A 24,510-nucleotide genomic window follows, 5' to 3' on the forward strand; every position below is an offset into this window, starting at 1 on the left:
AATTCGATGTTTTCCTTCCCGCCCGGTGGACCCCGTCCCCATGAACTTCGAACAAGCCCGTTTCAACATGGTCGAGCAGCAGATCCGGCCGTGGGAGGTCCTGGACCCCGCTGTGCTCGAGCTCCTTTTCGACGTGAAGCGCGAGCTGTTCGTTCCGGGACCGCACGCCGCCCTCGCATTCGCGGACATGGAGATCCCCATCGGCCATGGGGAGGCGATGATGCAACCCAAGGTTGAGGCGCGGATCCTGCAGGAGCTCGCGGTGCTTGCGCAGGAAACGGTGTACGAGGTGGGAACGGGCTCGGGCTACCTGACGGCGCTGCTGGCCCGCCGCGCGAAGCACGTCACGAGCGCGGAGATCCACGACGACCTCCACGCGGGTGCTGGAGCGAGCCTCGCGCGGGCCGGGATGGCGAACGTGACCTTGATGCTGGGCGACAGTGCCCGCGCACCCCTGGGAGAATCGGCCTACGACGTGATCGTGCTGACCGGCTCGACGCCCGAGCTGCCGCAGGCGTTCCTGGACCGGCTCAACCCCGGCGGGCGCCTCTTCGCCGTGGTGGGCGACGTGCCGGTGATGAAGGCCGTCATCATCGAACGGGGACCCGGCGGGGCGTTTCGACGCACCGAGGTCTTCGAGACGCTCCTGAAACCCCTCACGAACGCGCAGGCACCCGCGCGGTTTCGTTTCTGATGCGCCACATGGGAGCGCCCGAGTTGCAGTCGTGGCTCACATCCGCCCCGGGCCCGGTTGCGCTCCTCGACGTGCGCGAGCCGTGGGAGTTCGACGTGTGCCGCATCGCGGGCTCCCGGCTGATCCCGCTCTCGCAGCTGCCTTCGCGCCTGGCTGAGCTCGACCCTGAACGCCCCACGGTGGTGATCTGCCATCACGGCGTGCGAAGCTTGAGGGCTGCCGCGTACTTGGAGCACTGCGGGTTCGGGGACGTGGTGAACCTGAGCGGCGGGATCGACGCGTGGGCGCGCGCGGTGGACCGCGGCATGTCCGTGTACTGAATTCCCGGCGAAGCGACCGGACGGAATCCGGAATCCGTTCCCGAGTCGTCAAACCCCCATCGAACAACGAAACGAAAGACTTCCCCATGAATCCCAAACGCCTTGTCCTCCTCCTCGCTGCCTCGGGTCTCGCATTCAGCGCCCACGGCGCGGACCTCCTCGGCGTCTATCACGACGCCCTCGTGAGCGACCCGGTCTACCAGGCGGCACGCGCCCAGTACCAGGCCAGCATCGAGCGGCTCCCGCAGGCGAAAGCGGGTTACCTGCCCTTCGTCACAGGCTCCGCCGGCGCCTACCGGAACTACAACGATGTCGAGGGCAGCCAGCAGCTGGACTATTCCACGCGCGGCTTCAACGTCACGCTGTCGCAGCCCATCTTCCGGATGCAGAACTGGATCGCAATCTCGCAGGCGCAGAAGCAGGTGCTGCAGGCCGAGGCCTTGCTCACCACCGCCAGCCAGGACCTCATCCTGCGCGTGGCCCAGGCCTATTTCGACGTGCTCGGCGCGCAGGACAACGTCGCGCTCTCCGACGCCCAGAAGCGCGCCATCTCCGAGCAGCTCGCGCAGGCCAAGCGCAATTTCGAGGTCGGCACCGCGACGATCGTCGACACCCTCGAGGCGCAGGCGCGCTTCGACCAGGCGGTCGCCAAGGAGGTCCTCGACGCCAACGACCTCGAGGTGAAGAAGCGCGCGCTGCAGCAGCTGATCGGCAAGTTCCCGGATGCCCTCAAGCCCCTGGGAGACCGGCTGGAGCTGCCGCGGCCCAAGCCCGACAACATCGACGAGTGGGTGAAGGCCGCCAACGAGTCGAGCCTCGCGGTGCTCGTGGCGAAGGCCGCCTTCGAGATCGCGGCGCAGGAGGTCGACCGGGCACAGGCCGGTCACTTCCCCACGGTCGACCTCAACGCCAACTACAACTACAACCGCAACCCCGCCAGCTCCCTCGGCGAGCTGTTCACGGGGGCGTCCATCACCTCGAAGAACGCCCAGGTGGGCCTCGTCCTGTCGGTGCCGATCTTCGCCGGCGGCGGCACGCAGTCGCGCGTGCGCGAGACCCTGGCGCTTCGCGACCGCGCGCAGCAGGACCTCGAGAACACCCAGCGGACGGTCGCGCAGTCGGTGCGTCAGAACTTCCTCGCTGTCACCAACGGCATCGCACTGGTGCGCGCGCTCGAGCAGGCGCTCGCATCCACGCAGAGCCAGCTCGATTCCTCGATCCTCGGCCGCGACGTGGGCGTGCGCACGAGCGTCGACGTGCTGAACGCGCAGCAATCGGTGTTCCAGACCCGGCGCGACCTGCAGCAGGCCCGCTACGCCTACATCCTGAACTCGTTCCGGCTGCGCGCGGCCGCCGGCACCCTGACCGACTCCGATCTCGAGCTGGCTAGCCGCGCGCTGGCGCGCGGCTAGGCGCAACGCGTGGCGAGAGCCACGCGGACAGGCGCTCCAGGGCGCCGCGGTTCGACTGCGCGAAGCGCAGGGCGCGCCCGCCCATCTCGGCGCGCCGGCTCCCATCGTCGAGGAGGGCGAGCGCCATGGCCACCGCCTCCGGGGCATCGCGTGCGCGCAATCCCGCGCCCTCGGCCAGGGCGGCCTGCGCCGCGCTCTCGAAGTTGAACGTGTGCGGCCCGAAGATCACCGGCCGGCCTACCGCGCAGGGCTCGATGAGGTTCTGCCCGCCGTAGGACTTCAGGCTTCCCCCGACGAACACCACGTCCGCCGCGGCGTAATAGGCCAGCATCTCGCCCATCGAATCGCCCAGCAGGTAACGCGCGCCCGCGGGCACCGGAACACCCTGGCTGCGGCGCGCCACGGGCCCGCCACGCGCGGCCAGCAGCGAGGCCACCTCGTCGAATCGCTGCGGATGGCGAGGCACGATGATCACCAGGATGTCCGCGTCTGGCTGCGCCGCCTCGATCGCCTGGACGAGCAGTTCCTCCTCGCCGTCGCGGGTGCTGCCCAGGACCCACACACGGCGCCCCGTCCCGAACAGCGCACGCAGCTCGCGGCCGCGCTGGACGTCGTCGTCGGGTACCGCAAGGTCGAACTTGATGTTGCCAGTGACCGCGACGTTCCTGGCCCCGAGGGCTTCGAGGCGCGTGGCGTCCACGGCGGTCTGCGCGGCGATTCCCGAGAGGTTGCCGAGGGCTTCACGCGCAAGCCCTGCGATCCGTGCATATCCGACCGCGGAGCGCTCCGAAAGGCGCGCGTTCACGAGGAAGACCGGAATGCCGCGCTCATGACAGGCGGCGAGCAGGTTCGGCCAGATTTCCGTTTCCAGCAACACGCCGAAGTCGGGCTTCGTGCGGGCGAGGAAGCGGCGAACCGCGAAGCCCAGGTCCCAGGGAAGCCAGGCCTGCGTGACCCGGTCGCCGAAGATCTCGCGTCCCGTGGCGCGGCCCGTGGGCGTCATGTGCGTGAGCAGGATCGAGGCGCCGGGGTGGTCGCGGCGCAACATCTCGATGAGCGGGGCGGCGGCACGGGTTTCGCCTACGGACACGGCATGCACCCAGATCACCGATGCGCCGCCCGGGCTCGGAGCGGCGCCGAAGCGCTCGCCGAGATGTTGCAGATAGCCCGGTTGCCGGCGCGCGCGCCACGCGAGTCGCGCCAGCACGAAGGGCAGCGCGACCCAGAGCAGCGCGCTGTACGCGAGTCGCGCCATCACGTGGGCGCACTGCGCCCGAAAAGGACGTGCGCGACCTGCTCGGCGGAGGGAGCCTCGCCCGGGCCCCCGAGGTTCACGGCGCGATCGCCGCCATGCAGTCCCGTGAGACCGGGCTGCGTCGCGACGTAGATCCCGACGGTGGGCGTACCCAGCGCCACCGCAAGATGGGTGAGCCCGGTATCCACGCCGATGACCGCGCTTGCGTGGGCGAGCAGGCCGGCCGCTTCCAGCAGCGTCATGGAGGGCGCTGCGCTCGCTCCGGGAGTCGACGCCGCTAGCCTGGCGGCTTCCGATCGCTCGGCATCCGAACCGCCGGGATAGACGACGGTGATCGCCTCGGCGTGAAGGCGGGCCGCGAGCGCGATCCAGCGCTCCCGGGGCCAGTGCTTGTCCAGGCGGCTCGAAGCATGGAGTGCCACGACATATCGGCCATTCGGGGCCCAGGCCGGCGCAACGGGCGGCGCCGACAGACCGTAGTCGGGTGGGCCATCCGGGGAATAGCCGAAGACAGCACCGGCAAGGCGGCGATTGCGTTCGACCGCGTGCAGTTTCTTCGGCACGGCCAGTGGCTGGTCATAGAAGCGGGCGGCTGCGCGCTCCCGGATGCTGCGCCGGTCGTAACCGAAGACCGGGCCGCGGGCGAGCCGCGCCACGGCCACGCTTTTCAGCAGTCCCTGGGAGTCCACGATCCAGTCATAGGGCGCCTTGCGAAGCGCGCTTCGCGACCCGGAAAACGCGCTCCATGCGGCCGGGGTGAGAAGGCTCGCCCGAAGGCGCCGCAGGCCGACGGGAATTGCGTGCGAAACGGCCGGGTGCAGGGGAATGAGCGGGGCATAGGCCTCTTCGACGGCCCAGTCGATGGCGATCTCGGGACGGTGCTTGCGCAGGTCGGAAATGGCCGGGAAAAGGTGGATCACGTCGCCGAGCGAGGAGAGTTTCACGAACAGGGCGCGCGGCGAAGGCATGGCGCATTCTAGAACGGCCGCGGATGCCCGGGTCGAAGGCCGGGGCCTGCGGCGCGGTAAAATGCCCGTCCTGACGTCCCTGGCCTGCCGCCGCTCCGTGGTTTCCACTCCCGAAAAGCTGCCCCTCACCGTTGCCGTCATCGCACTCAATGCCGAGGCGCGGATCGGTGAACTCCTCGCGAGCGTCGGTTTCGCCGACGAGGTGCTGGTCGTCGATTCCGGGAGCACCGACGCCACCGTGAGCCTCGCCGAGGCCCGCGGCGCGCGCGTGATCCGCAGGGACTGGCTGGGCTTCGGCCGACAGAAGCAGTTCGCCGTCTCCGCGGCGAGGAACGATTGGGTTCTGTGCCTCGACGTGGACGAGCGAGTGACCCCGGAGCTGGAGAAGTCGATCGAGCTGGCGCTCGCCGGCGGCCGCTTCAAGGCCTGGCGCATGGCGCGTCGCAACCGGTTCCTGGGCGCGTGGCTTTCCCATGGGGAAGGCTATCCGGACTGGACGCTGAGGCTCTTCAACCGGTCGCATGCGAGCTGGTCGAACGACGAGGTGCACGAGGCCGTCCTCACGACGGCCGAAGTCGGGCGCCTGGACGGCGACCTCCTGCACGACTCCGTGGAAGACGTCGCGACCTACATGGCCAAGCAGTACCGGTATACGACGCTGCACGCCGAGGCGCTCTACCGGCAAGGCGTCCGCGCGAGCTACGCGCGGCTCTTCGTCAATCCGCTGGTGCGCTTCCTCAAGTTCTACTTCTTCAAGTTGGGCTTCCTCGATGGAGGCCCCGGTTTCGCGCACGTCGTGATCGGCTGCAACAACACCTTCCACAAGTACCTGAAGCTCATCGAGCTGCAGAAGGCCGGCAGATGACGATCCTGGTCACCGGGGGTGCCGGCTTTATCGGGTCCAATTTCATCCTCGACTGGCTCGCGGCGGGCGGCGAGGCCGTGGTGACGCTCGACAAGCTCACCTATGCCGGGAACCTCGCGAATCTGGCTTCTGTCTCGGAGGATTCGCGGCACCGGTTCGTGCAGGGCGACATCGCGGACCAGGCTGCCGTCGAGGCGCTTCTGGCGAAGCACCGGCCGCGCGCCATCGTGCACTTCGCCGCGGAGAGCCATGTCGACCGCTCGATCCACGGCCCGGGCGAGTTCGTCCAGACCAACGTCGTGGGCACGTTCAAGCTGCTGGAAGCCGCGCGCGGCTACTGGCAATCGCTCGCCGGCGCCGAGCGGGAGGGTTTCCGCTTCCTGCACGTGTCCACCGACGAGGTCTACGGCTCGCTGTCGGAGGCCGACCCCGCGTTCTCGGAGACGACCCCCTACGCGCCCAACAGCCCGTATTCCGCCTCCAAGGCGGGGAGCGACCATCTGGTGCGGGCCTATCACCACACCTACGGGCTGCCGGTTCTCACGACCAACTGCTCCAACAACTACGGCCCGTTCCAGTTTCCCGAGAAGCTGGTCCCGCTCATGATCGCCAATTCGCTCGAGGGCAAGCCGTTGCCGGTGTACGGCGACGGGCGCCAGGTGCGCGACTGGCTCTACGTCGGCGACCACTGCGAGGCGATCCGGATGGTGCTTGCCCGTGGCCGGCCGGGCGAGGTGTACAACATCGGCGGCAACGCGGAGAAGCGCAACCTCGAGGTCGTGCACGCGCTGTGCGACGCCCTGGAAAGGGTGCGCCCGCGCGAAGGCGGCTACCGGGCGCTCATCGCCTACGTGGCCGACCGCCCCGGCCACGACCGACGCTACGCGATCGATGCGGGGAAGATTCGCGCGCAGCTGGGCTGGGCTCCGCGCGAGACGTTCGAGAGCGGGCTCGCGCGAACCGTGGGCTGGTATCTCGACAACGCGGCCTGGGTCGCCGGGGTGAAGAGCGGCGAATACCGACGCTGGATCGAGGCGAACTACGAGAAGAGGGCGTAGGCGATGAGGAAGGGAATCATCCTGGCCGGGGGTTCCGGCACGCGGCTCTACCCGGTGACGCAGGTCGTCTCCAAGCAGCTCCTGCCGGTGTACGACAAGCCGATGGTCTATTACCCGCTCTCGACGCTCATGCTCGGCGGCATCCGGGAAATCCTGGTGATTTCCACCCCGCAGGACACGCCGCGATTCGCCGAATTGCTCGGGGACGGGAAGGCCTGGGGGCTCTCGATCTCCTATGCGGTCCAGCCCCAGCCCGAGGGCCTCGCGCAGGCGTTCGTCATCGGGCGCGATTTCGTGGGCCGCGACCCGTGCTGCCTCGTGCTGGGCGACAACATCTTCTACGGCCACGACCTGAGCGGGCAGCTCGCGCGGGCGGATGGCAAGGCCGATGGGGCGACCGTGTTCGCCTACCCCGTGAAGGACCCGGAGCGTTACGGCGTGGCGGAGTTCGATGCGTCGGGGAAGGTCGTTTCCATCGAGGAGAAGCCGAAGGCGCCCAAGTCGCGCTACGCGGTGACGGGGCTGTATTTCTACGACAACGGCGTCCTCGACATCGCCGCGCAAATGAAGCCTTCGGCCCGCGGCGAGTTCGAGATCACCGACGTGAACCGCCGCTATCTCGAGCTCGGAAAGCTCTCCGTCGAGGTCATGGGCCGCGGCACCGCGTGGCTGGACACGGGCACGCACGAGAGCCTGCTCGAGGCTGCGCAGTTCATCGAGACCATCGAGCGGCGGCAAGGGCTCAAGGTCGCCTGTCCGGAGGAAGTCGCGTGGCGCCAGGGCTGGATCGACGCACTCCAGGTCGAGCGCCTGGCGCAGCCCATGAAGAAGAACGCCTACGGCCGCTACCTCCTCGAGATGCTGAGCGACCGCGTATTCTGACCGCGCGATGAAGACGATCCCCACCGAGATTGCGGACGTGCTTGTCCTGGAGCCGACAGTCTTCGGCGACGATCGCGGCTTTTTTTTCGAGAGCTACAACCGCCGGGGCTTTCGCGCCGCGACCGGCCTCGACCCCGAGTTCGTGCAGGACAACCACTCGAAGTCGGCGCGAAACGTTCTTCGTGGACTGCACTACCAGGTCCGCCAGGCGCAGGGGAAACTCGTGCGCGTGACGGCTGGCGAGGTGTTCGACGTCGTGGTGGACTTGCGCCGATCGTCGCCCACTTTCGGCAAGTCCGCGTGCGTGACGCTCTCGGCCGCCAATCGCCGCCTGTTGTGGGTTCCCGAGGGCTTCGCGCACGGCTTCCTCGTGACCTCCGACTCCGCGGAGTTCCTCTACAAGACGACCGACTACTACGCGCCGGAGCACGAGCGCTCGCTGCTGTGGAACGACCCGGCGCTGGGCATCAGATGGCCGGTCGAGGCAACGCCGCTCCTCAAGGCCAACGATGCCAACGGGACGCCGCTCGCTTCCGCGGAGACCTTCCCGTGATGCGCATCCTGCTGGTCGGGACCAGCGGGCAGGTCGGCTTCGAACTCGCCAGCACCCTCGCCCCCCTGGGAGAGGTTCACGGTTTCGACTTTCCGGCCCTCGACCTTGCCGATCCCGACTCGATCGTTGCCGCCTGCCGCGCCGTGCGTCCTTCCCTGATCGTCAATGCGGCGGCCTACACCGCCGTGGACAAGGCCGAGTCGGAGCCGGCGCTGGCGCAGGCGATCAACGGTACTGCACCGGGAATTCTTGCCGAAGAGGCGAAGCGAGGTGATGCGGTGCTCGTGCACTATTCCACCGACTACGTCTTCGATGGCTCCCGGCGGACGCCCTACCGGGAAGACGATGCCCCGGCACCGCTGAACGAATACGGCAGGTCGAAGCTCGCGGGCGACAGGGCGATCGCCCAGAGCGGCTGCAAGCACCTCATTTTCCGGACGACCTGGGTGTACGGTCCGCGCGGCCGTAATTTCCTGCTCACCATGCTTTCGCTCGCGCAGACGCGCGAGGAGATCCGCGTCGTGGGAGACCAGCAGGGGGCGCCGACGACGAGCCTTTTCCTGGCGCAAGCCACGGCGCGCGCCCTTTCGGCGATCCCGAAGCAGGGCGTGATCTCGGGGATCTACAACCTGTCGGCGTCCGGCAAGACCACGTGGGCGGGTTTTGCACGGGCCATCTTCGACCGGGCGAAGTCGCGCCCCGGCTTCCGGGCGCCGCGGGTGGTGGCCATTGCGACCTCGGACTATCCCACGCCGGCGCGCCGGCCACCCTACTCGGTGCTTTCGCAGCGCAGGTTCACGGCCGCCTTCGGTTTCGCGCCCTCGTCGTGGCAGGTGCAGCTCGATGCCTGCTTCGCCCGGATGCCGGGCGCCTGAGCGGGAGCGCGAACGGGGAACTGTCCCCGGTCTTCCCGGGTCTCACAGGGCCCGAAATGCCCCGTGGGCTATAATTTTTCCCCCATGTCCGCCCTGCCTGTCGAGAATCTGCCGCCGCGCCGCCTGGGCGAGATCCTTCTCGCCCGCGGCAAGCTTGATGCCGCCAACCTGGATCGGGCGCTGCGCCTGCAGGAAGGCGAGGCGCATGAGAGGCTCGGGGTCATCCTGAACCGCCTCGGGCTGGTTTCCGCCCGCGATCTCGCCGATGCCCTGTCGGAGCGGCTTGGGATTGCCGTTGCCACCGCGGCCGAGTACCCCGACCTTCCGATCCTCGAGGAGCAGGTCTCGTACCGGTTCCTTCGCGACGCCAAGGCGCTTCCGCTCCGGGAGTCCGACGAGGGCGTGGTGGTCGTGATGGCCGATCCCACCGACCCGTTCACGCTGCAGTCGATCTCGATGGCCTGCCGCAAGCCGGTCATCCCGCGCCTGGCGATCGTCACCGAACTCGAAGCGGCCCTCGAGCGCCTCTATGGCGCGGGGAAGAGTTCCATGGGCCAGATCGTGGACAACATCGCCGCGCGGGACGAGGAGCAGGACCTCGGCGACGTCGAGCACCTGAAGGATCTCGCCTCGGAAGCGCCGGTGGTGCGCCTGGTGAACCTGCTCATCACGCACGCGCTGGAGGCGAGGGCTTCCGACATCCATGTCGAGCCCTTCGAGAACCGGCTCATCGTGCGCTACCGCATCGACGGGGTCCTGAACGAGGTGGAATCGCCGCCCCGGCGGCTTTCGGCCGCCGTGATCTCGCGCGTGAAGATCATGGCGAACCTCGACATTGCCGAACGGCGCCTGCCGCAGGACGGACGCATCAAGCTGCGCATCCAGGGCAAGGAGATCGACCTTCGCGTCTCCACCGTGCCCACGATGCACGGCGAGAGCGTCGTGATGCGAATCCTCGACAAGGGCGGCGTGCCGCTCGACTTCGCCTCCCTGGGTTTCGACGGGAAGTTGCTCGAAGCCTTCCTCGAGGCGCTCAACCAGCCGCACGGCGTGCTCCTCGTGACCGGGCCCACGGGTTCGGGCAAGACGACCACGCTTTACACGGCGCTCGACCGCCTGAACCGGCCGGACGTGAAGATCCTCACGGTCGAGGACCCGGTCGAATACCAGATGCCCGGCATCAACCAGATCCAGGTGAAGCCGCAGATCAACCTCACCTTCGCGAACGCGCTGCGCTCCATCGTGCGCCAGGATCCGGACGTGATCATGATCGGCGAGATCCGCGACCTCGAGACGGCGGAGATCGCGGTGCAGTCGGCGCTCACCGGCCACCTCGTGCTCTCCACCGTGCACACCAACGATGCGCCCTCCACGGTGAACCGCCTGCTCGACATGGGCATCGAGGATTACCTGCTCACCTCCACGGTGGTGGGCATCCTCGCCCAGCGCCTGGTGCGCGCGCTCTGCACGCACTGCCGCAAGCCCTACGTGGCCCTCCCGGAAGTGGTCGAGCAGATGGGTCTGCGGCGCTTCGTGCCCGACGGCGAGGTCACGCTCCACCACGCCGCGGGCTGCGGCCAATGCAGCGGCACGGGCTACTTCGGGCGCATGGGCATCATGGAAATGCTGCCGCTGACGGACCGCCTTCGCTCGCTCGTGATGCGCCATGCCAACTCGGCGGACCTGCGCGCCGCCGCGGTCGAGGAGGGGATGGAGTCGATGTTCGAGAACGGCCTGCGCAAGGCCGTCGCGGGCGTGACGACGCTCGAGGAAGTGCTTCGCGTCACCCGCGAAGACTGACCATGCCGCTCTTCCAGTACAAGGCCGTGACCCCCGCGGGCGAGGTTCTCGAGGGCGTCATGGACGCGGCCACGCACAAGGGCGTCATCGAACGCCTGCGCGACATGGGCTACACGCCCATCCGCGCGGTCGACGCGAGCGCGGCCGAGACGCCCGCGGCCACCGGACGGCGTGCATCCTCCGGAATTCTCTTTCGCCGCGGCGTGAAGGCCGACGAGGTGGGCGTCGTGACCGAGGAAATCTCGACGCTCCTCGGGGCGGGGCTGCCTCTCGACCGCAGTCTCGAGATCCTCGTGAGCCTCGCGGAAAACGAGCGGGTGGCCGAGGTGCTGTCGAGGGTGCGCAACGAGGTTCGCGGAGGCGCCTCGCTTTCCAAGGCCCTGGAGGCGCAGGGCGGCGTCTTCTCCCGTTTCTACGTGAACATGGTCCGGGCGGGCGAGGCGGGCGGCTCGCTCGCCGATGTCCTCGCGCGCCTGGCGGAATTCATGGAGCGCTCCAAGGATCTGCGGGAAAGCGTCAAGTCCGCCCTCATCTACCCGGCGATTCTGGTCGCGGTGGCACTCCTTTCCGTGGTCGTCCTGCTCGCAGTGGTCGTGCCGCAGTTCGAGCCCATCTTCGCGCAAAGCGGCAAGGCGCTGCCCTGGATCACGGAGACGGTGCTCGCCGCGGGTGCCCTGCTGCGCGGGTATTGGTGGGCCCTCGTTCTGGGCACGGTCGCCGCCGTGTTCATCATTTCACGGCGCCTGCGCTCGCCGGAGGCCAAGCTCTACTGGGACCGCGTCGTGCTGAAGCTGCCGATCTTCGGCGACCTGGCGGCCAAGGTGGAGACGGCCCGGCTCGCGCGAACGCTCGGCACGCTGCTTCGCAACGGGGTGTCGCTCGTCAACGCGCTGTCGATCGGACGCGAGACGATGGGCAACACCTACATGATCGCCGGCCTCGCCGAGGTCGGGCGCGAGCTCAAGACGGGCCGCGGTTTCGCGAAACCGATGCTGGAGACGCGCCGGTTCCCGCCCTTCGCGGTCCACATGATCCAGGTGGGCGAGGAGACCGGGCGCCTGGACCGCATGCTCCTGGACGTGGCCGACGTGTACGATCGGGAGGTGGCCCGCGCGGTAAAGCGCGCACTTGCGCTCCTTGAGCCCGCGATCATCCTGTTCCTCACCGTCGTCGTGGGTGGCGTCATCCTGTCGATCCTTGCCGCCATGCTCACGATCTACGACATCCCCCTCTAGCCCCCGCGACCCGGAATTCCCATGACCCCATACCGCCCGCTTTCCTCCCGCGCCAACCGAGGCTTCACGCTGCTCGAGCTGGTCATGGTGCTCGTGATCATCGGCGTGATCCTCGCCATGGTCGGTCCGCGCATCTTCACCAACCTCGGGCGCGCCAATGCCGAGGTGGCCAAGACCAAGATGGAGACGATCGGCGGGCAGCTCGAGCTCTTCAAGCTGGACGTGGGCCGCTATCCCACGACGCAGGAAGGGCTCGGGGCGCTCATCGCCGCACCCTCGGGCCTGGCGAACTGGAACGGCCCCTATCTCAAGGACGCGAAGGCGCTCAAGGATCCGTGGACGCGCGACTTCACGTACCGCTCGCCGGGGGAAAAGGCCGCCTACGACCTCGTTTCGCTGGGCGCGGACGGCAAGGAAGGCGGCGACGGCGAGAACAAGGACATCCGCAACTGATGCGCAGCGCCCGGCAGAGCGGCTTCACCCTGCTCGAGCTGGTGCTCGTGCTGGTGATCGCGGCTTCCGGCTATGCGCTCACCGTGCGCTTCGCCGGCTCCGGGGTGTCGGGTGCGCAGCTGAAGAGCTCCGCGCGTACCGTGGCGGCCGGCCTGCGCGAGGCACGGGGCCAGGCGATCGCCACGCAGGAGAGCGCCGCCCTGAGCGTGGACCTCGACAAGCGCACCATCGAAGTGACGGGCGCCAACCGGCCGCGCGCGCTTCCGGAGCGGCTCGAGATCAAGCTCTACACCGCGACGTCGGAGATCGTGGACGACAAGCGCGGCGCCATCCGGTTCTTTCCCGACGGCAGCTCCACGGGCGGGCGCGTCACGCTCGCCTCGGGCGAGCGCAGGTTCCTGGTCGATGTCGAATGGCTCACGGGACGCGTGAGCATCAAGGAGGGGGGCTAGCCCCTCCCGCGGCCATGCTCGCGCAGCAGCGCCGGCCCGCACCCGAAGCGGGCTTCACGATCCTCGAAGTCCTGGTCGCGTTCATGGTTTTCGCGGTGGCGTTCGGCGCACTGATGCAAGTCTTCTCGGGCGGGCTGCGCGAGGCGCAGGTCGCCGACGAATACGCGCGGGCCTCGCAGGTTGCGCAGTCGCGTCTGGCCGGCGTCACCGCGGCCGAGCGCATCGAGGAAAGTTCCACCGCCGGGACCGAGGACGGGTTCGCCTGGTCGCTGGCCGTCACGCCGTACGACGAGCGCGAGGAGTACACCGACGCCGACCGCACCAAGGAATACAGCCTGCGCGTGCGCCTGCTCAAGGTGGAGTCCGTCGTCGCGTGGCACGCGTCCGACGGGCGCGACCGGAACGTGCGCTTGGCCACCCTGCTGCTGGTGGGCAAGCAATGAACCGCGCGCGCGAACGCGGTTTCACGATGCTCGAGACGGTGGTCGCGCTCACGCTGCTCGCGGTCATGCTCGGCATGCTCTTCACGGGCCTTCGCACGGGCCTTCGCGCGTGGGACGCGGGCCTGGGCCGGGCCGAACGCGCCGACCAGCTGCTGCTCACGATGGGCTTCCTGCGCCGCGATCTCTCCAATGCCTTCCCGTGGCGCCTCAAGGACCCGGTGGTCACGCGCCTCGCATTCCTGGGCGAGCGCGAGCGCGTGCGCTTCGTCTCGTCCCGCCCCGCGGAAGTCGGCGGCGGAGGGCTCGCTTTCGTCTCGGTGGCCTACGAGGCCGCGGCGGGCCCGCAGGGCGCCGGGAAGCTCGTGATGCGGCGTGAGTTCGCGGCCGCGAACGCACAGGACCTCGCGACGCTCGACGAGGCGGAGAAGTTCACGCTGCTCGAGGAAGTCACCGCGGCCCGACTCGAGTACTTCGGTTCCGAGAACGACGTGATCGCTCCGGCGTGGTCCGACAGGTGGGAAGTGAAGCAGCGGATGCCCTCCCACGTGCGCCTGAGCATGGAGGTGGGCGGGCGCAAGCTGTCGCCGATCGTCATCGCGCTTCGGCTGGGCGAGGAGGCCGGATGCTTCGAAGGGTTGTTCCAGCGCCAGTGCATGCCGCGTCGATGAGAGCGCCGCCCTCCCGGGAGCGCGGCGTCGCGCTCGTGCTCGTGGTCTTCGTGGTGACGCTGCTTCTCGTCGTGGCAGGCAGCTTCGCCTACTCGGTGAGAATCGATGCGCGCGCGGCGAGGAACGCGGCCCTCATCGCGAAGGGCGAAGCGCTGGCTCAGGCGGCCATTTCGCGCACGGCCATCGAAATGTTCAAGACGCCGGGCAGCCCCGAAGTCTGGAAGCGGGAGGACCTCCCGCGGCAATGGACTTTCGACGGCGCCGAGATCTCGGTCAGGTTCACGGACGAGTCTGCTAAAATCGACATCAATTCAGCGAACAACGAGTTGCTGAAGGGGCTGTTCCGGTACGCCGGCCTCGGCGAGGAGGAGGCGGTGAAGCTGCTCGATGCCCTCCTCGACTGGCGCGATGCCGACTCGCTGCGGCGGCCCTTCGGTGCTGAAGAGCCCGAATACGCGCAGGCCGGCCTCAAGGGCCGGCCTGCGGACTACCCTTTCCAGGCCACGGAGGAATTGCAGCTCGTCCTCGGGATGCGTCCCGAGGTTTACCAGCGCATCGCACCCATGATCACGGTTTACTCGCGCCAGCCCGGCGTGAACCCCTACTACGCCACTCGCGGCGTGCTGCTCGCCATCCCCGGTGTCACCGCCGAGCAGGTCGATGCGTACATCGCGGAACGCGATGCGGCCCTGCGCGACCAACGCCTCCTGCCGGCATTCACGGCCGCGGGCGCGTTCGCAAGCTACGCCCAGGCAGGCGCGGCCACGATCCGGGCCGATGTGACCGTGGACGGCCACCTCAAGGTCGCACGCGAAGCCGTCATCGTCATCAGCCCGCAGTTCCCAAGGCGCCCCTATGCGGTCCTCGCCTGGCGCGAGCCCTCGCGCGAAGCGGACAGGCAGGTTGCGGCCGCCCCGGAGACCCCGCTTGTCGAGCGTCGCTGAATCGCTGTTCGCCCCGGTGCGCGCGGCCGCGCGTCGCGCCGGGCTCGCCGAGCTCTTCGCCTGGTGGAAAGGCGAACTCGCGGCGCTCGTGCCGCCGGCGTGGCGGGAGCGCCTCGCCTCCCGGTCCTCCGCGATGGTTGCCGTGAGCGGTGATGTGTGGCGCGAGATGCGGCCTAGCGAAAGGCGGCTGGTCGAGATGAGCCGCGTTGACCTGGCATCGCTCGATGTCGCTGGCCGGCGTGCCGCCTTCCGGCGCTTCATGGCCGAAGGGCCCGGCGCGGCCGGCAATGTCTGGCTCGTGCTCCCGGATGAGGACGTCCTCGTGCGCACGATCACCCTGCCGCTGGCGGCGGAAGAGGCGCTCAGGGACGCGGTGGGCTTCGAGCTCGATCGCTTCACCCCTTTCGCTTCCGGGCAGGCGTGCTTCGACTTCCGCGTCACGGGTCGCGACGTCGCGACCCAGCAGCTCACCCTCGAGCTTGCCGTCGCCAGCCGGGCCGTCGTGGACGGCCGCCTGGCCGAGCTGCAGGAGATCGGGGCGACGGTGCTCGGCGTGTCCCCCGGCCATGACCTGGCGGGAAACCACTCGCCGCTCAATCTGCTTGCGCCCGAGCGGCGTGGCCGCCCGGTAGGGTCGAGGGCCGCGATTGCGGCGCGTGTGCTCGCCGTGCTCGCCGTGATCCTCGCCATGGCCGCCGCGATCTACCCGCTCTGGCAGAAGCGCTCGGCCGTGATCCGGCTCCTGCCTCGGGTGGCAACGGCAAAGGCCGGCGCGGACGTCGCCGAACACCTCGGGAAGGAGATCGAGAAACTCGCCGCCGAGCACAACTTCGCGCTCGCGAAGAAACAGGCCCAGTATCCGATGGTCATGCTCCTGGAGGAGCTCTCGCGCCTCCTGCCGGACACCACCTGGATACAGCAGCTCGAAGTCAGGCCCGGCCCGAAAGGGCGCGACCTGCAGTTCTATGGCGAGACGGGCTCCTCCTCGCAACTCATCGAGGTGCTCGAGCAGTCCGGCCTGGTGGCCAATGCAGTGTTCAAGTCGCCGCTCACGAAGGGCGCGACGCCCAACACGGAGCGCTTTTTCATCGGCGCCGAGCTCAAGTCCCGCCCCATCCCGGATCCGATTCCCGAGGCTACGCTCGTGTCGTCCAGCCCCGGCGCCGTCGCTGGCCCGGCTGCGCCCCCTTCGGCTCCCGTCGCGGCCCCCGCCCCCGCGCCGGCCGCAGCCCCTGCGGCCGCGGTTGCAGGCGCTCCCGCCGCCGCGCCCGTTGCGCCGCCGGCACCGGCCCGGCCTGCGGGGAAATGACCATGATCGCCATGACGAACTGGCCCCCCCGGAAGCGGCGTAACGCAGCGCTCGGCATCCTCGCGGCCGCCCTGGCCCTGGTGCTTGTCGTGATCGGGCTGCCGCTAGTGCTCGCCCACCGCCATTACGACACGGCTCTCGAGGACATCGACGCCCGCCTCGTGCGCTATGAACGCCTCGCCGCGGCGCGTCCGGAGCTCGAGAAGAAGCTGGAGGCGGTGCGCGCGATGGGCAGCCGCAAGTATTTCTTCAAGGCGAACGCCGCGTCCCTGTCGACGGCCGAGATCCAGGAGCGGGTGCGCCGTCTCGTCGAAGGCAGTGGTGGTCGCCTCATCAGCGTGCAACCCGGTGCGGCCAGGGAAGATGGCCGGTTCCGCCAGGTGACGGTCACGATCCAGGCCAACGCCGGCATCGTCGCCCTGCGCAAGATCCTGCAACAGATCGAGACCAATGAGCCGTACATCTTCGTTGACGTGCTGACCGTGCGCTCCCAGGTGCCTCCCGGATACAAGCCGCTTCCGGGCGCGGACCCGGAGATGTTCATCCAGTTCGACGTCTCGGGCTACGCGCTCGCCCTCTAGCCATGGCCACCCTCCTCAAGAAGCCCGAACACTTCTGGCCCCTGCTGTGGGGCGCCGCCTGCGTTGCGCTGGCGGGCGTGCTGGTTCTCGAGCATCTCTTCGGCCAGGTGGACACGGGCGAGGGCCCGGCTGTCCGGGCCAGGGTAGTCGAGGCGAGGTTGCTTCCCCCCTTCGCCCTGCCCCCGGAGGCGCAGGCGGGCACGGAGACCACTTCCCGCCCGCTGTTCCTGCCGGCGCGCCGGCCCGCACCCCCGGCGGCCGTGGCGGATGCTCTGGTGATGAAGAAGGGCCAGTTCGTGCTCCAGGGCACGACGGTGGTCGGCAGTCTGTCCTTCGCGATGCTGAAGGAGATTGCCACGGGGAAGATGCACCGCGTGCAGAAGGGCGGCAAGGTGCTCAACATGTCGCTTGCCGATGTTTCGCCCACGCATGCGGTCCTGTCCCTGGGCGGTGAATCGGAAACCGTGCCGTTGCTCGTCGCGAGGAGTTCCGGCGCGCCCGCGCCTGCTGCGAACGCGGGTCCGTTTGCTGCGCCCGCCGCAGCCGCCGCTGCGCCGATGCCGACACCTGCCGCGACACCGCCTCGGGGAGCACCTGCAGCACCGGCCGGAAGACCGGTTCGGCCTGCCGCATCGGCGCCAGCGCTGCCGGCGGCGCAGCAATCCGCCGCCCAGGCGGCCGCCAGCGCAGCGGATCCGGCCACCCGGGTGGATCCCAGCTCGTACCCGCCGAACTTCTTCTCGGCCGAGGATATCGTGGCCCGCCGCCGTGCCGCTCGCAGCGGCCAGAAGACGAATTGAAGTGTGACAAAATGCCGATCCTTGAATCCTTGCTGAAGCTCGAAGGGGAGAACCCGTGAGAACCCATCGGTGGATTGCCTCGGCGCTTGTCGCGGCGGCTTCAGTGCTGCTGCTGGCGTCGTGCAGCACGCTGACGCGTTCGCTTTCAGGCTCCGCCGAGGAGGCGCCGAAAGCCGAGTTCGGGCCGCTGCCGCCCGCGGCACCCGGTTCGCCCGCCCCGGCAGCGCCGGCGCCCCGGTCCGGTTCCGTGGCGGAGAAGCCGAAGCTCTATTCGGGAACGGGCAATTTCCTGAGCACCAAGCCCCTGCCGCCCCAGCTGCCGGCGGGGCCCGAGGAGGCGAACCTCAACTTCGAGGCGCTGGACATGCGCGAGGCGGCGAAGGTGATCCTGGGCGACTACCTTCGCGAGTCGTACACGGTCCACCCCGCCGTCACGGGCAACGTGACCTTCCGCACCATCAAACCCATTCCGAGAAGCGCCCTCCTGCCCACCCTCGAGATGCTGCTTCGGCAGAACAACGCCGCGGTGGTGCGGGAGGATGGCATCTACAAGGTGGTGCCCATTTCAGCCGTTCGCGGCTCGGTGTCGCCGCAGCTTGGCGGCGCCCTCCTGCCCATCCCGCCCGGCTACACGGTGCTGGTGGTGCCCGTCAAATACGTCGGCGCGCGAGAGATGGCCAAGATCCTCGAGCCCTTCGCGGCCGACAACACGGTGCGCGTTGACGATGTGCGCAATCTCGTGATCCTGGCGGGCAACCAGAAGGAGATGCGCCACCTCCTCGATACCATCGAGCTCTTCGACGTGGACTGGCTCTCCGGCTACTCCGTGGGCATCTTCCCGGTTCGAAGCGCCGACGTGAAGACGCTCGTCGGAGACCTGGACAAGATATTCGGCCCGACTTCCGCCGGCCCGCTTGCGGGCCTCGTGCGCGTGATCCCGATCGAGCGCCTCAACGCGCTACTCATCGTCACGACGCAGCCGAAGTACCTCGAGACCGCCAAGTCCTGGATGGAACGCCTGGACCAGATAGGCGGCACCTCCGGCGGCGCGCGTCTCTTCGTCTACCAGGTGCGAAACGGCAAGGCCGAAAGCCTGGCGAACCTGATCGGCGAGCTGTTTTCCAAGCGCAGCACGACCTCGACCGCCCTTCCGGGCCTGGCCCCCGGCGCGCGTCCTGCGCAGATCGCCACCCCTGGAGCCGCGGTCACGGGCGCAACGACTGCCGCCACGGCAGCTTCCGCAGCCGCATTCATGATTCCCGGCGCGGCCGCCAGCATGCAGGGCGAAGTGCGCGTGATCGCGGACAAGGACAACAACGCGCTCCTCATCCTCGCCTCTTCCGCCGACTACGAAATCATCGAATCGGCGCTCGCGAAGCTCGACGTGATCGCCAAGCAGGTGCTGGTCGAGGTGACCATCGCGGAAGTGACGCTCTCCGACGACCTCAAGTTCGGCGTGGACTGGTTCCTCAGGAATCGCACGGAAAGCGACGGCAGCATCACCAGTGGATGGCTCAACACCGGATCGGGGCTGCCGGATATCCCGGCAGGCGCCGTGCCCGCATTTTCGGGGCTGCAGCTCATCAACCGCCTGGGCGGGGACGTGCGCCTGGTACTCAATGCGCTGGGCAAGGACGGACGCCTCCAGGTGCTGGCGACGCCGCAGCTCATGGTCCTCGACAACCAGAAGGCACAGATCAAGGTCGGCGACCGCATTTCCGTTCAGACCCAGCAGCAGAGCGTGGCCGGTACGACGAGTGGCATCATCAACAGCTTCCAGTACATCGAGACCGGGATCCTGCTGACGGTCACGCCGCGCATCAACTCGGGCGGGCAGGTGACGCTTGAGGTGAACCAGGAGGTGAGCGTGCCGCAGCCTGTGTCCGTGCCCGGCGCGAACCCCGACATCAGTCAACGCACCGCAACCACGACCGTCGTCGTGGCCTCCGGTGAGGCCATCGTCCTCGGCGGCCTCATCCGCGAGGACAACTTGCGGGGAACGGCTGGCCTGCCCCTACTTTCCAAGATACCGGTGCTCGGTGCCTTGTTCGGTACCCAGACGATCACCAAACGCCGGACGGAGCTGATCCTGCTCATCCGCCCGGTGGTACTTACCAATTCGCAGCAGGCGGTCGATGCGACCGAGGAACTGCGTCGCAAGATGCCCGCCCTGGAGGGGTTCCTGATGCCCCGAACCACCCCGCCGGCGAAATAGCGGGGCAGGAAGTACGCAGGGCAATTGCGCTTATCCTAGAAATTGGTCTAACATTCGGCGCTAATCATCTGATTGTTGGATGTTTGCAGCGGGAGTTGCGTGAATACAACAGTGTTGTAAAAATCTACGCCTATTGTTTGACGGTCGTAGGCAATTTCAATACTCTTCGTTGAAGGAATGGCTTTGCGGATTCGGATGGACTGGTTGGGTGTGCTTCGTGCGTCGCTTTCGCGACTTGCGGTTCTGGGAATGATCGGGGTCGCCGGTTGCGCATCGGCTCCCGCGACGCCACCCGGAGGTCCGGAAGCGGGGAATTCGGCCCAGGCGATCGGAAAGCGGGCCACCGCGAGGTGGGACGCGCTGATCGCAGGCGACTTGTCCCGGGCGTACGAGTTTCTGAGCCCCGGCAGCCGTCAGGCCTATACCGCGCAGGACTACGCGGCACTGGTCAAGCCGGGTCTGTGGAAAAAGGCGCGCGTTGATCGTGTCGAGTGCGCCGAAGCCGATGTTTGTGTAGCTGTCGTCCTGGTGGAATACGTCTTCAAGGGCATGACCGTGACGACGCCGCTCAGGGAAACCTGGACGAAAGCAGGTGAGGAATGGTGGTTTGTGTTGAAATAGGGCGGTGCCGCGTGCCAGGACGGGCGCTCATGGCTGAAATCTGGCATTTGTAAAAGTCCCGTGACTGGGCTAAAATCGGTCGATGTAGCCTCAAAAAAAGTGATCACTTCATCTCTTCAACAAGGAGTAGCGAAAAACATGAATGCCTTCAATCGGAAAGTGCTGGTCTCTGCAGTCCTCGCCGGCTTGGGTGCCGCCGCTGGCGCTGCCCACGCCGTGTATCAGGATCCGAGCGGAATGGGCCAGGCGCTGATCTATCCCTATTACACCGTCCAGAACGGCAACAACACCTACGTTTCGGTTGTCAACACGCGCACGAGCGGCGTCAAGGTCGTGAAGGTCCGCTTCCGCGAAGGCAAGAACTCGCGCGAAGTGCTTGACTTTAACCTCTACCTCTCGCCGTCCGACGTGTGGACCGCCGGCATCATCCCGGCCGACGCGGCTTCCGCCACCTCTGTCGGCCGTCTCGTGACCGCCGACGTGTCGTGCACGAACCCGGCCATCCCCGCGACGGGCGTCGATTTCCGTAACTTCGCCTACGCCGGCGCGAACGATGACGGTCTGGGCACGGGTCTTGAGCGCACGCGTGAAGGCTATCTCGAGATGATCGAGATGGGCGTTCTCAGCGACCTCGTTGCTCCTGGCAGCGCGGCTGTCCACAACGGCGGTACCCCGACCTGTACGGGTCTCACCGGCGCGACGGTTCCCCTCGTCTCGCTTGAACTGGGCACGGGCACGGCGCAGGGCGCTCCCACGGGTGGCCTGAACGGCACGGGCACGCTGATCAACGTCGCGATCGGCTCGGACTCCGGCTACAACGCCGTGGCCCTGTCGAACATGACGTCGCTTGCCATCTACGCGAACATCGGCAACGACAACCCGAACTTCACGAACGCCGATCCGCAGAGCGTCGTGGTCAGCAACAACAACACCTACCTGGCGAACTGGCCCGTCACGGCAGCCGGCCGTGTCAACGCGGTGTCCTCGGTGATCGCGCATACCAACGTGATCAACGAATACATCCTCGACACCGGCACCAAGTCCAACACCGACTGGGTCCTCACCTTCCCGACCAAGAACCGTTACGTGACGAGCGCTGCTGCTGTCGCCCCGTTCACCAACGTCCTGAAGTCGAGCGGCGCGTGCGAAGTGATCGCCTTCGGCTACTTCAACCGCGAAGAAGCCGCGGCGCAGGCCGGCGGTGGCGACTTCTCGCCGCTGCCCCCGGGTGGCGATCCGTCCTCCGTGTGCTGGGAATCGACGGTTCTTTCGATCCGCAACGGTGCCTCGCACATGCCGACGACGTCCGTCTCCGGCCCGCTCAGCGCGGTCAACACGACCGCCATCACCATCCGCAGCACCTTCCAGAACGGCTGGGCGAACCTGATCTTCTCGGGCGCCAACGCAACCGCTGTCGGCATGTTGTCGTCCGCGTCGTCGCTCACGAAGAACAACCTCAGCGCCCTTGCGCCGACCGCGGGCAGCCAGCAGTTCCTCGGCCTGCCTGTCGTGGGCTTCATGGTCCGCACGTTCAACAACGGTGTGCTGGGCAACTTCCTGTCCAACTACAGCTCGGCGTTTGAGCACAAGTACACCCAGACGATCTTCCCGATCCTGTAATTACAGGTGGGAAGACCCGAGGCGCCGCAAGGCGCCTTCGGCGAACTCGACTCAAGGGCGGGGGTTTCCCCCCGCCCTTTTTTTTGCGTGTGCAACCGCGCCCGGCATTCGGGGAGCCGGTGAAGTGATTGGCCCCATGCTAAAATCAAGCGACTAGGGAACTTCGCGACTAGATTGCCTTCGAATGCCTGTCAGGCAAGGAAAATCCAGATGAAAATCGCATCCTTTCGTTCCACGAATTCATTCCGCCGCGGCCTCGCAGTCGCCGCGGCCTTCGGCCTCCTGGCCAGCGTCGCGCCTTTCGCGGCCCAAGCCGCCACTCTTGTTCTCACCGGCACGACCAACGCGAGCTGCACGTACAACACGGCCACGATCGGCAGCACAGGCATCCTGACTGTCGACACGGCGTCCAATTGCAGTGTCGTGGCAGACGCCTTGGCTTTTGCCTCCACGCCGACCTCCCTTCTGGTCGGTCAATCGACTTCGATTAAGGTCACGCGCGCGAACCCGACCGCCCCAAGCGTGTCTGGCACTGTCAGCGTTGCGCCGGGTGGGCCATGTTTGCTTGACGGTGGTGCCACTGTTCCTTTCACGTTTTCGGGCGCCGAGTCCGCATCTATAGCCATCACAGCTCCGGCACTCGAAATTGGCATCACCAGCGCGCCGTGCGCGATTTCGCTCCAGGCAACAGGTCCTGCCAGCCTTGGTTCACCCAACAATTTCAATCTGACGGCTTCCACCACGCCGCCGCTCCCGCTTGATGTCCTGGCATTCAACAGCGCGCAGGTGAACGCCGCCTCTGGCGGCACGACGACTGCCACGGTAACGCGAGGCACCAATAACGCCACTGGGGCCGTAACCGCTACTGTGAACGTGACCGCGGGAGCCTGCACAATCGGTGGGAATACACTCAACTTTGGCCTGGCAACGACCTCTCAGCCTGTTAGCATCCAGGCTCCTACCAGTGCCACTGCCACGTCCTGCACCCTGACGCTATCGAATCCCAGCGCAGGCGCGACTTTGGGACCTCAGAGCACCGTTACGGTTGCGGTCGCTGCGACTGTTGTGACTCCGCCTCCTCCGCCCACCACGCCCGGCTGCACCACCGCAGCCAACGTCATCACCGACATCCGTCCCACCAACCGCGTCTCGTTCGCGCTGGGAGCGGGGCAGTCGGCCGCCGTGAGATTCCGGGCGCCTGGCGACGGGCGAACCGCCGGCACGCTTTCCTCGGTGCAAACCCCCGGCTACACCATTCCCCCGAATGTCCAGGTCAACGTCGCGGAATGCCCGGGTGATTTCACCACGTCGCTCGGAGACGCGTGCACCAGCTATTCGCCCGGGGAAAACTCGACGACGCAGTTCTTGGTGGGCGGCGGGCCGTTCTGGTTCTGCGTGATCGACCCGACGAAGACCTACTACCTCAACGTCCGCTTCCCCGGCTGCACGGGCACCTGCGGCGCGCTGGTGGACATGTACTAGCCACCGCACCCTCCCGGGCCCGCATGAGAACCATGCGGGCCTTTTTTCTTCCCGAGCCGCGCCCCTCATGAAAACCATCGCCTTCGTTGCCTGCCTGTTCGCCGCCTCGTCAGCGTGGGCCCAGGCCCCCGCCCCCGCGGGCAAGCCCCTCATCACCAACGGTTCGGTCCAGGTCACCAGCGAGGATTTCGAGGCCTTCCTCCTGCGCGCCCCTGAAGACATTCGTCCGGAGCTCCGTGCAAGCGCGGACCGCGTTGCCAAGGCGCTGGAAACCATCTACGCCAACCGAGTGCTGGCTGACGAGGCCCGCAAGATCGGCCTGGACAAGGATCCGCGCGTGCAGCTGCGCATGAAGCAGATCAACGAAAGCTATCTCGCGCAGCTCTGGATGAACGAATACCCGAAGACCGTCCAGACGCCCGATTTCACCGTGAGAGCGCAGGAAATCTACAAGCTCGACAAGGCGAGGTTCACCGAGCCCGCCCGGATCAACGCGACGCACATCCTGATTTCCCTCGAGGGGCGCACCCGCGAAATGGCGCTCGCCCGCGCCAACGAGGTGGTTGCCAAGGCCCGGCCCGACGAGAATTTCGCCGCGCTCGCGAAGAACTACACGGACGACCCCAATTTCGCGAAGACAGGCGGGCGCTTCGAGGAGGTTGCGGCCAAGGATCTCGAGAAGCCCATCGCCGACGCGATCTTCGCGGCTTCGCCGGGCGCCGTCGTCGGTCCGATCGAAACCAAGGGTGCATTCCACGTCGTGCGCGTGGAAAGCAAGCTTGCATCGCGGTTGCGGCCGTTCGAGGAAGTGAAAGACACCCTCGTGACCCTCGAGCGCGAAAGGTTCACCAATCTCGCCACCGATCGGCGCGCTGGCGAGCTCAAGAACACGCCCCAGACCAAGGTCTACGAGGACAACATCAGCGCGCTCATCGTGAATGTCGACCGCGACGCCGTCGACCGCGCGCACCGGCCACCGCTTGCAGGTTCGCAGCCCCGCTGAGC

At 67.4% G+C, this 24,510-nt stretch carries 27 protein-coding genes; 23 read left to right on the forward strand and 4 right to left on the reverse strand.

Annotation, left to right across the window (positions count from 1 at the left end; genetic code table 11):
- Positions 1-40: 40 nt before the first annotated feature.
- The 3 genes from IPP91_09120 to IPP91_09130 all read left to right on the forward strand — a co-directional run bounded on the left by IPP91_09120 (position 41) and on the right by IPP91_09130 (position 2,426).
- Complete coding sequence (locus IPP91_09120; GenBank protein ID MBL0142228.1) at positions 41-694, forward strand: protein-L-isoaspartate O-methyltransferase; 654 nt, start codon at positions 41-43, stop codon at positions 692-694.
- A complete protein-coding gene (locus IPP91_09125; protein MBL0142229.1) occupies positions 694-1,014 on the forward strand; it encodes a sulfurtransferase in 321 nt (106 codons plus the stop codon). Before IPP91_09120 ends, IPP91_09125 begins: the two co-directional genes overlap by 1 nt.
- Before the next feature lie 86 nt (positions 1,015-1,100).
- Positions 1,101-2,426 (forward strand): TolC family outer membrane protein, encoded by a 1,326-nt coding sequence (locus tag IPP91_09130; protein ID MBL0142230.1) that lies wholly within the window; start codon positions 1,101-1,103, stop codon positions 2,424-2,426.
- Here the strand turns inward: IPP91_09130 and waaA are convergent.
- Together waaA and waaC are read right to left on the reverse strand one after the other, a co-directional pair.
- The gene (waaA, locus tag IPP91_09135) at positions 2,401-3,684 is read right to left on the reverse strand and encodes a lipid IV(A) 3-deoxy-D-manno-octulosonic acid transferase (protein ID MBL0142231.1); all 1,284 of its coding nucleotides are present in this window, start codon (positions 3,682-3,684) and stop codon (positions 2,401-2,403) included. The genes IPP91_09130 and waaA overlap by 26 nt on opposite strands.
- A complete protein-coding gene (gene waaC / locus IPP91_09140; GenBank protein ID MBL0142232.1) occupies positions 3,681-4,649 on the reverse strand; it encodes a lipopolysaccharide heptosyltransferase I in 969 nt (322 codons plus the stop codon). The genes waaA and waaC overlap by 4 nt, the downstream gene beginning before the upstream one ends.
- Positions 4,650-4,710: 61 nt before the next feature.
- On the opposite strand from waaC, the gene IPP91_09145 reads away from it, so the two are divergent.
- The 18 genes from IPP91_09145 (at position 4,711) to IPP91_09230 (ending at position 22,023) form a co-directional block, all read left to right on the forward strand.
- Entirely contained in the window at positions 4,711-5,514 is an 804-nt protein-coding gene (locus tag IPP91_09145; protein MBL0142233.1) for a glycosyltransferase family 2 protein, read from the forward strand.
- Positions 5,511-6,572, forward strand: a complete 1,062-nt coding sequence (gene rfbB, locus IPP91_09150) for a dTDP-glucose 4,6-dehydratase (protein MBL0142234.1) — start codon at positions 5,511-5,513, stop codon at positions 6,570-6,572. Before IPP91_09145 ends, rfbB begins: the two co-directional genes overlap by 4 nt.
- Before the next feature lie 3 nt (positions 6,573-6,575).
- Positions 6,576-7,454 carry a glucose-1-phosphate thymidylyltransferase RfbA gene (rfbA, locus tag IPP91_09155; GenBank protein MBL0142235.1) on the forward strand — a complete coding sequence of 293 codons (879 nt, stop codon included), beginning with the start codon at positions 6,576-6,578 and terminating at the stop codon, positions 7,452-7,454.
- A gap of 7 nt (positions 7,455-7,461) precedes the next feature.
- Positions 7,462-8,007 carry a dTDP-4-dehydrorhamnose 3,5-epimerase gene (gene rfbC / locus IPP91_09160; protein MBL0142236.1) on the forward strand — a complete coding sequence of 182 codons (546 nt, stop codon included), beginning with the start codon at positions 7,462-7,464 and terminating at the stop codon, positions 8,005-8,007.
- On the forward strand, positions 8,007-8,882 hold the full coding sequence (rfbD, locus tag IPP91_09165; GenBank protein MBL0142237.1) for a dTDP-4-dehydrorhamnose reductase: 876 nt from the start codon (positions 8,007-8,009) through the stop codon (positions 8,880-8,882). The genes rfbC and rfbD overlap by 1 nt, the downstream gene beginning before the upstream one ends.
- 84 nt (positions 8,883-8,966) lie before the next feature.
- Positions 8,967-10,682: a type II secretion system ATPase GspE gene (gspE, locus tag IPP91_09170; GenBank protein MBL0142238.1), complete on the forward strand. Its 1,716-nt coding sequence runs from the start codon at positions 8,967-8,969 to the stop codon at positions 10,680-10,682.
- A 2-nt stretch (positions 10,683-10,684) separates the two neighbouring features.
- Positions 10,685-11,917 carry a type II secretion system F family protein gene (locus tag IPP91_09175; protein ID MBL0142239.1) on the forward strand — a complete coding sequence of 411 codons (1,233 nt, stop codon included), beginning with the start codon at positions 10,685-10,687 and terminating at the stop codon, positions 11,915-11,917.
- Positions 11,918-11,938: 21 nt separating this feature from the next.
- Complete coding sequence (gene gspG, locus IPP91_09180) at positions 11,939-12,370, forward strand: type II secretion system major pseudopilin GspG (protein ID MBL0142240.1); 432 nt, start codon at positions 11,939-11,941, stop codon at positions 12,368-12,370.
- Positions 12,370-12,822: a GspH/FimT family pseudopilin gene (locus tag IPP91_09185; protein MBL0142241.1), complete on the forward strand. Its 453-nt coding sequence runs from the start codon at positions 12,370-12,372 to the stop codon at positions 12,820-12,822. Before gspG ends, IPP91_09185 begins: the two co-directional genes overlap by 1 nt.
- A gap of 14 nt (positions 12,823-12,836) precedes the next feature.
- Positions 12,837-13,265, forward strand: coding sequence for a prepilin-type N-terminal cleavage/methylation domain-containing protein (locus IPP91_09190; protein MBL0142242.1), 429 nt, complete (start codon positions 12,837-12,839; stop codon positions 13,263-13,265).
- Entirely contained in the window at positions 13,262-13,933 is a 672-nt protein-coding gene (locus IPP91_09195) for a prepilin-type N-terminal cleavage/methylation domain-containing protein (GenBank protein MBL0142243.1), read from the forward strand. The genes IPP91_09190 and IPP91_09195 overlap by 4 nt, the downstream gene beginning before the upstream one ends.
- Positions 13,930-14,877 (forward strand): general secretion pathway protein GspK, encoded by a 948-nt coding sequence (locus tag IPP91_09200; GenBank protein ID MBL0142244.1) that lies wholly within the window; start codon positions 13,930-13,932, stop codon positions 14,875-14,877. The genes IPP91_09195 and IPP91_09200 overlap by 4 nt, the downstream gene beginning before the upstream one ends.
- Complete coding sequence (locus IPP91_09205; GenBank protein MBL0142245.1) at positions 14,861-16,186, forward strand: hypothetical protein; 1,326 nt, start codon at positions 14,861-14,863, stop codon at positions 16,184-16,186. The genes IPP91_09200 and IPP91_09205 overlap by 17 nt, the downstream gene beginning before the upstream one ends.
- 2 nt (positions 16,187-16,188) lie before the next feature.
- The gene (locus IPP91_09210; protein ID MBL0142246.1) at positions 16,189-16,767 is read left to right on the forward strand and encodes a hypothetical protein; all 579 of its coding nucleotides are present in this window, start codon (positions 16,189-16,191) and stop codon (positions 16,765-16,767) included.
- A gap of 2 nt (positions 16,768-16,769) precedes the next feature.
- Positions 16,770-17,567 (forward strand): hypothetical protein, encoded by a 798-nt coding sequence (locus tag IPP91_09215; GenBank protein ID MBL0142247.1) that lies wholly within the window; start codon positions 16,770-16,772, stop codon positions 17,565-17,567.
- A gap of 55 nt (positions 17,568-17,622) precedes the next feature.
- Positions 17,623-19,782, forward strand: coding sequence for a type II secretion system secretin GspD (gene gspD / locus IPP91_09220; protein MBL0142248.1), 2,160 nt, complete (start codon positions 17,623-17,625; stop codon positions 19,780-19,782).
- Between the two features lie 249 nt (positions 19,783-20,031).
- Positions 20,032-20,403, forward strand: coding sequence for a hypothetical protein (locus IPP91_09225; protein MBL0142249.1), 372 nt, complete (start codon positions 20,032-20,034; stop codon positions 20,401-20,403).
- Positions 20,404-20,541: 138 nt separating this feature from the next.
- Positions 20,542-22,023: a hypothetical protein gene (locus IPP91_09230; GenBank protein ID MBL0142250.1), complete on the forward strand. Its 1,482-nt coding sequence runs from the start codon at positions 20,542-20,544 to the stop codon at positions 22,021-22,023.
- 191 nt (positions 22,024-22,214) lie between these two features.
- Here the strand turns inward: IPP91_09230 and IPP91_09235 are convergent, their stop codons facing one another.
- Both IPP91_09235 and IPP91_09240 read right to left on the reverse strand, forming a co-directional pair.
- Positions 22,215-22,475, reverse strand: a complete 261-nt coding sequence (locus IPP91_09235; protein MBL0142251.1) for a hypothetical protein — start codon at positions 22,473-22,475, stop codon at positions 22,215-22,217.
- 21 nt (positions 22,476-22,496) lie between these two features.
- Complete coding sequence (locus IPP91_09240; protein MBL0142252.1) at positions 22,497-22,844, reverse strand: hypothetical protein; 348 nt, start codon at positions 22,842-22,844, stop codon at positions 22,497-22,499.
- A gap of 244 nt (positions 22,845-23,088) precedes the next feature.
- On the opposite strand from IPP91_09240, the gene IPP91_09245 reads away from it, so the two are divergent.
- Together IPP91_09245 and IPP91_09250 are read left to right on the forward strand one after the other, a co-directional pair.
- On the forward strand, positions 23,089-23,505 hold the full coding sequence (locus IPP91_09245; protein ID MBL0142253.1) for a hypothetical protein: 417 nt from the start codon (positions 23,089-23,091) through the stop codon (positions 23,503-23,505).
- A 67-nt stretch (positions 23,506-23,572) separates the two neighbouring features.
- Positions 23,573-24,508 carry a peptidylprolyl isomerase gene (locus IPP91_09250; GenBank protein MBL0142254.1) on the forward strand — a complete coding sequence of 312 codons (936 nt, stop codon included), beginning with the start codon at positions 23,573-23,575 and terminating at the stop codon, positions 24,506-24,508.
- Positions 24,509-24,510 lie beyond the last annotated feature (2 nt).

This window comes from Betaproteobacteria bacterium (assembly GCA_016720855.1).
Classification (GTDB): domain Bacteria; phylum Pseudomonadota; class Gammaproteobacteria; order Burkholderiales; family Usitatibacteraceae; genus FEB-7.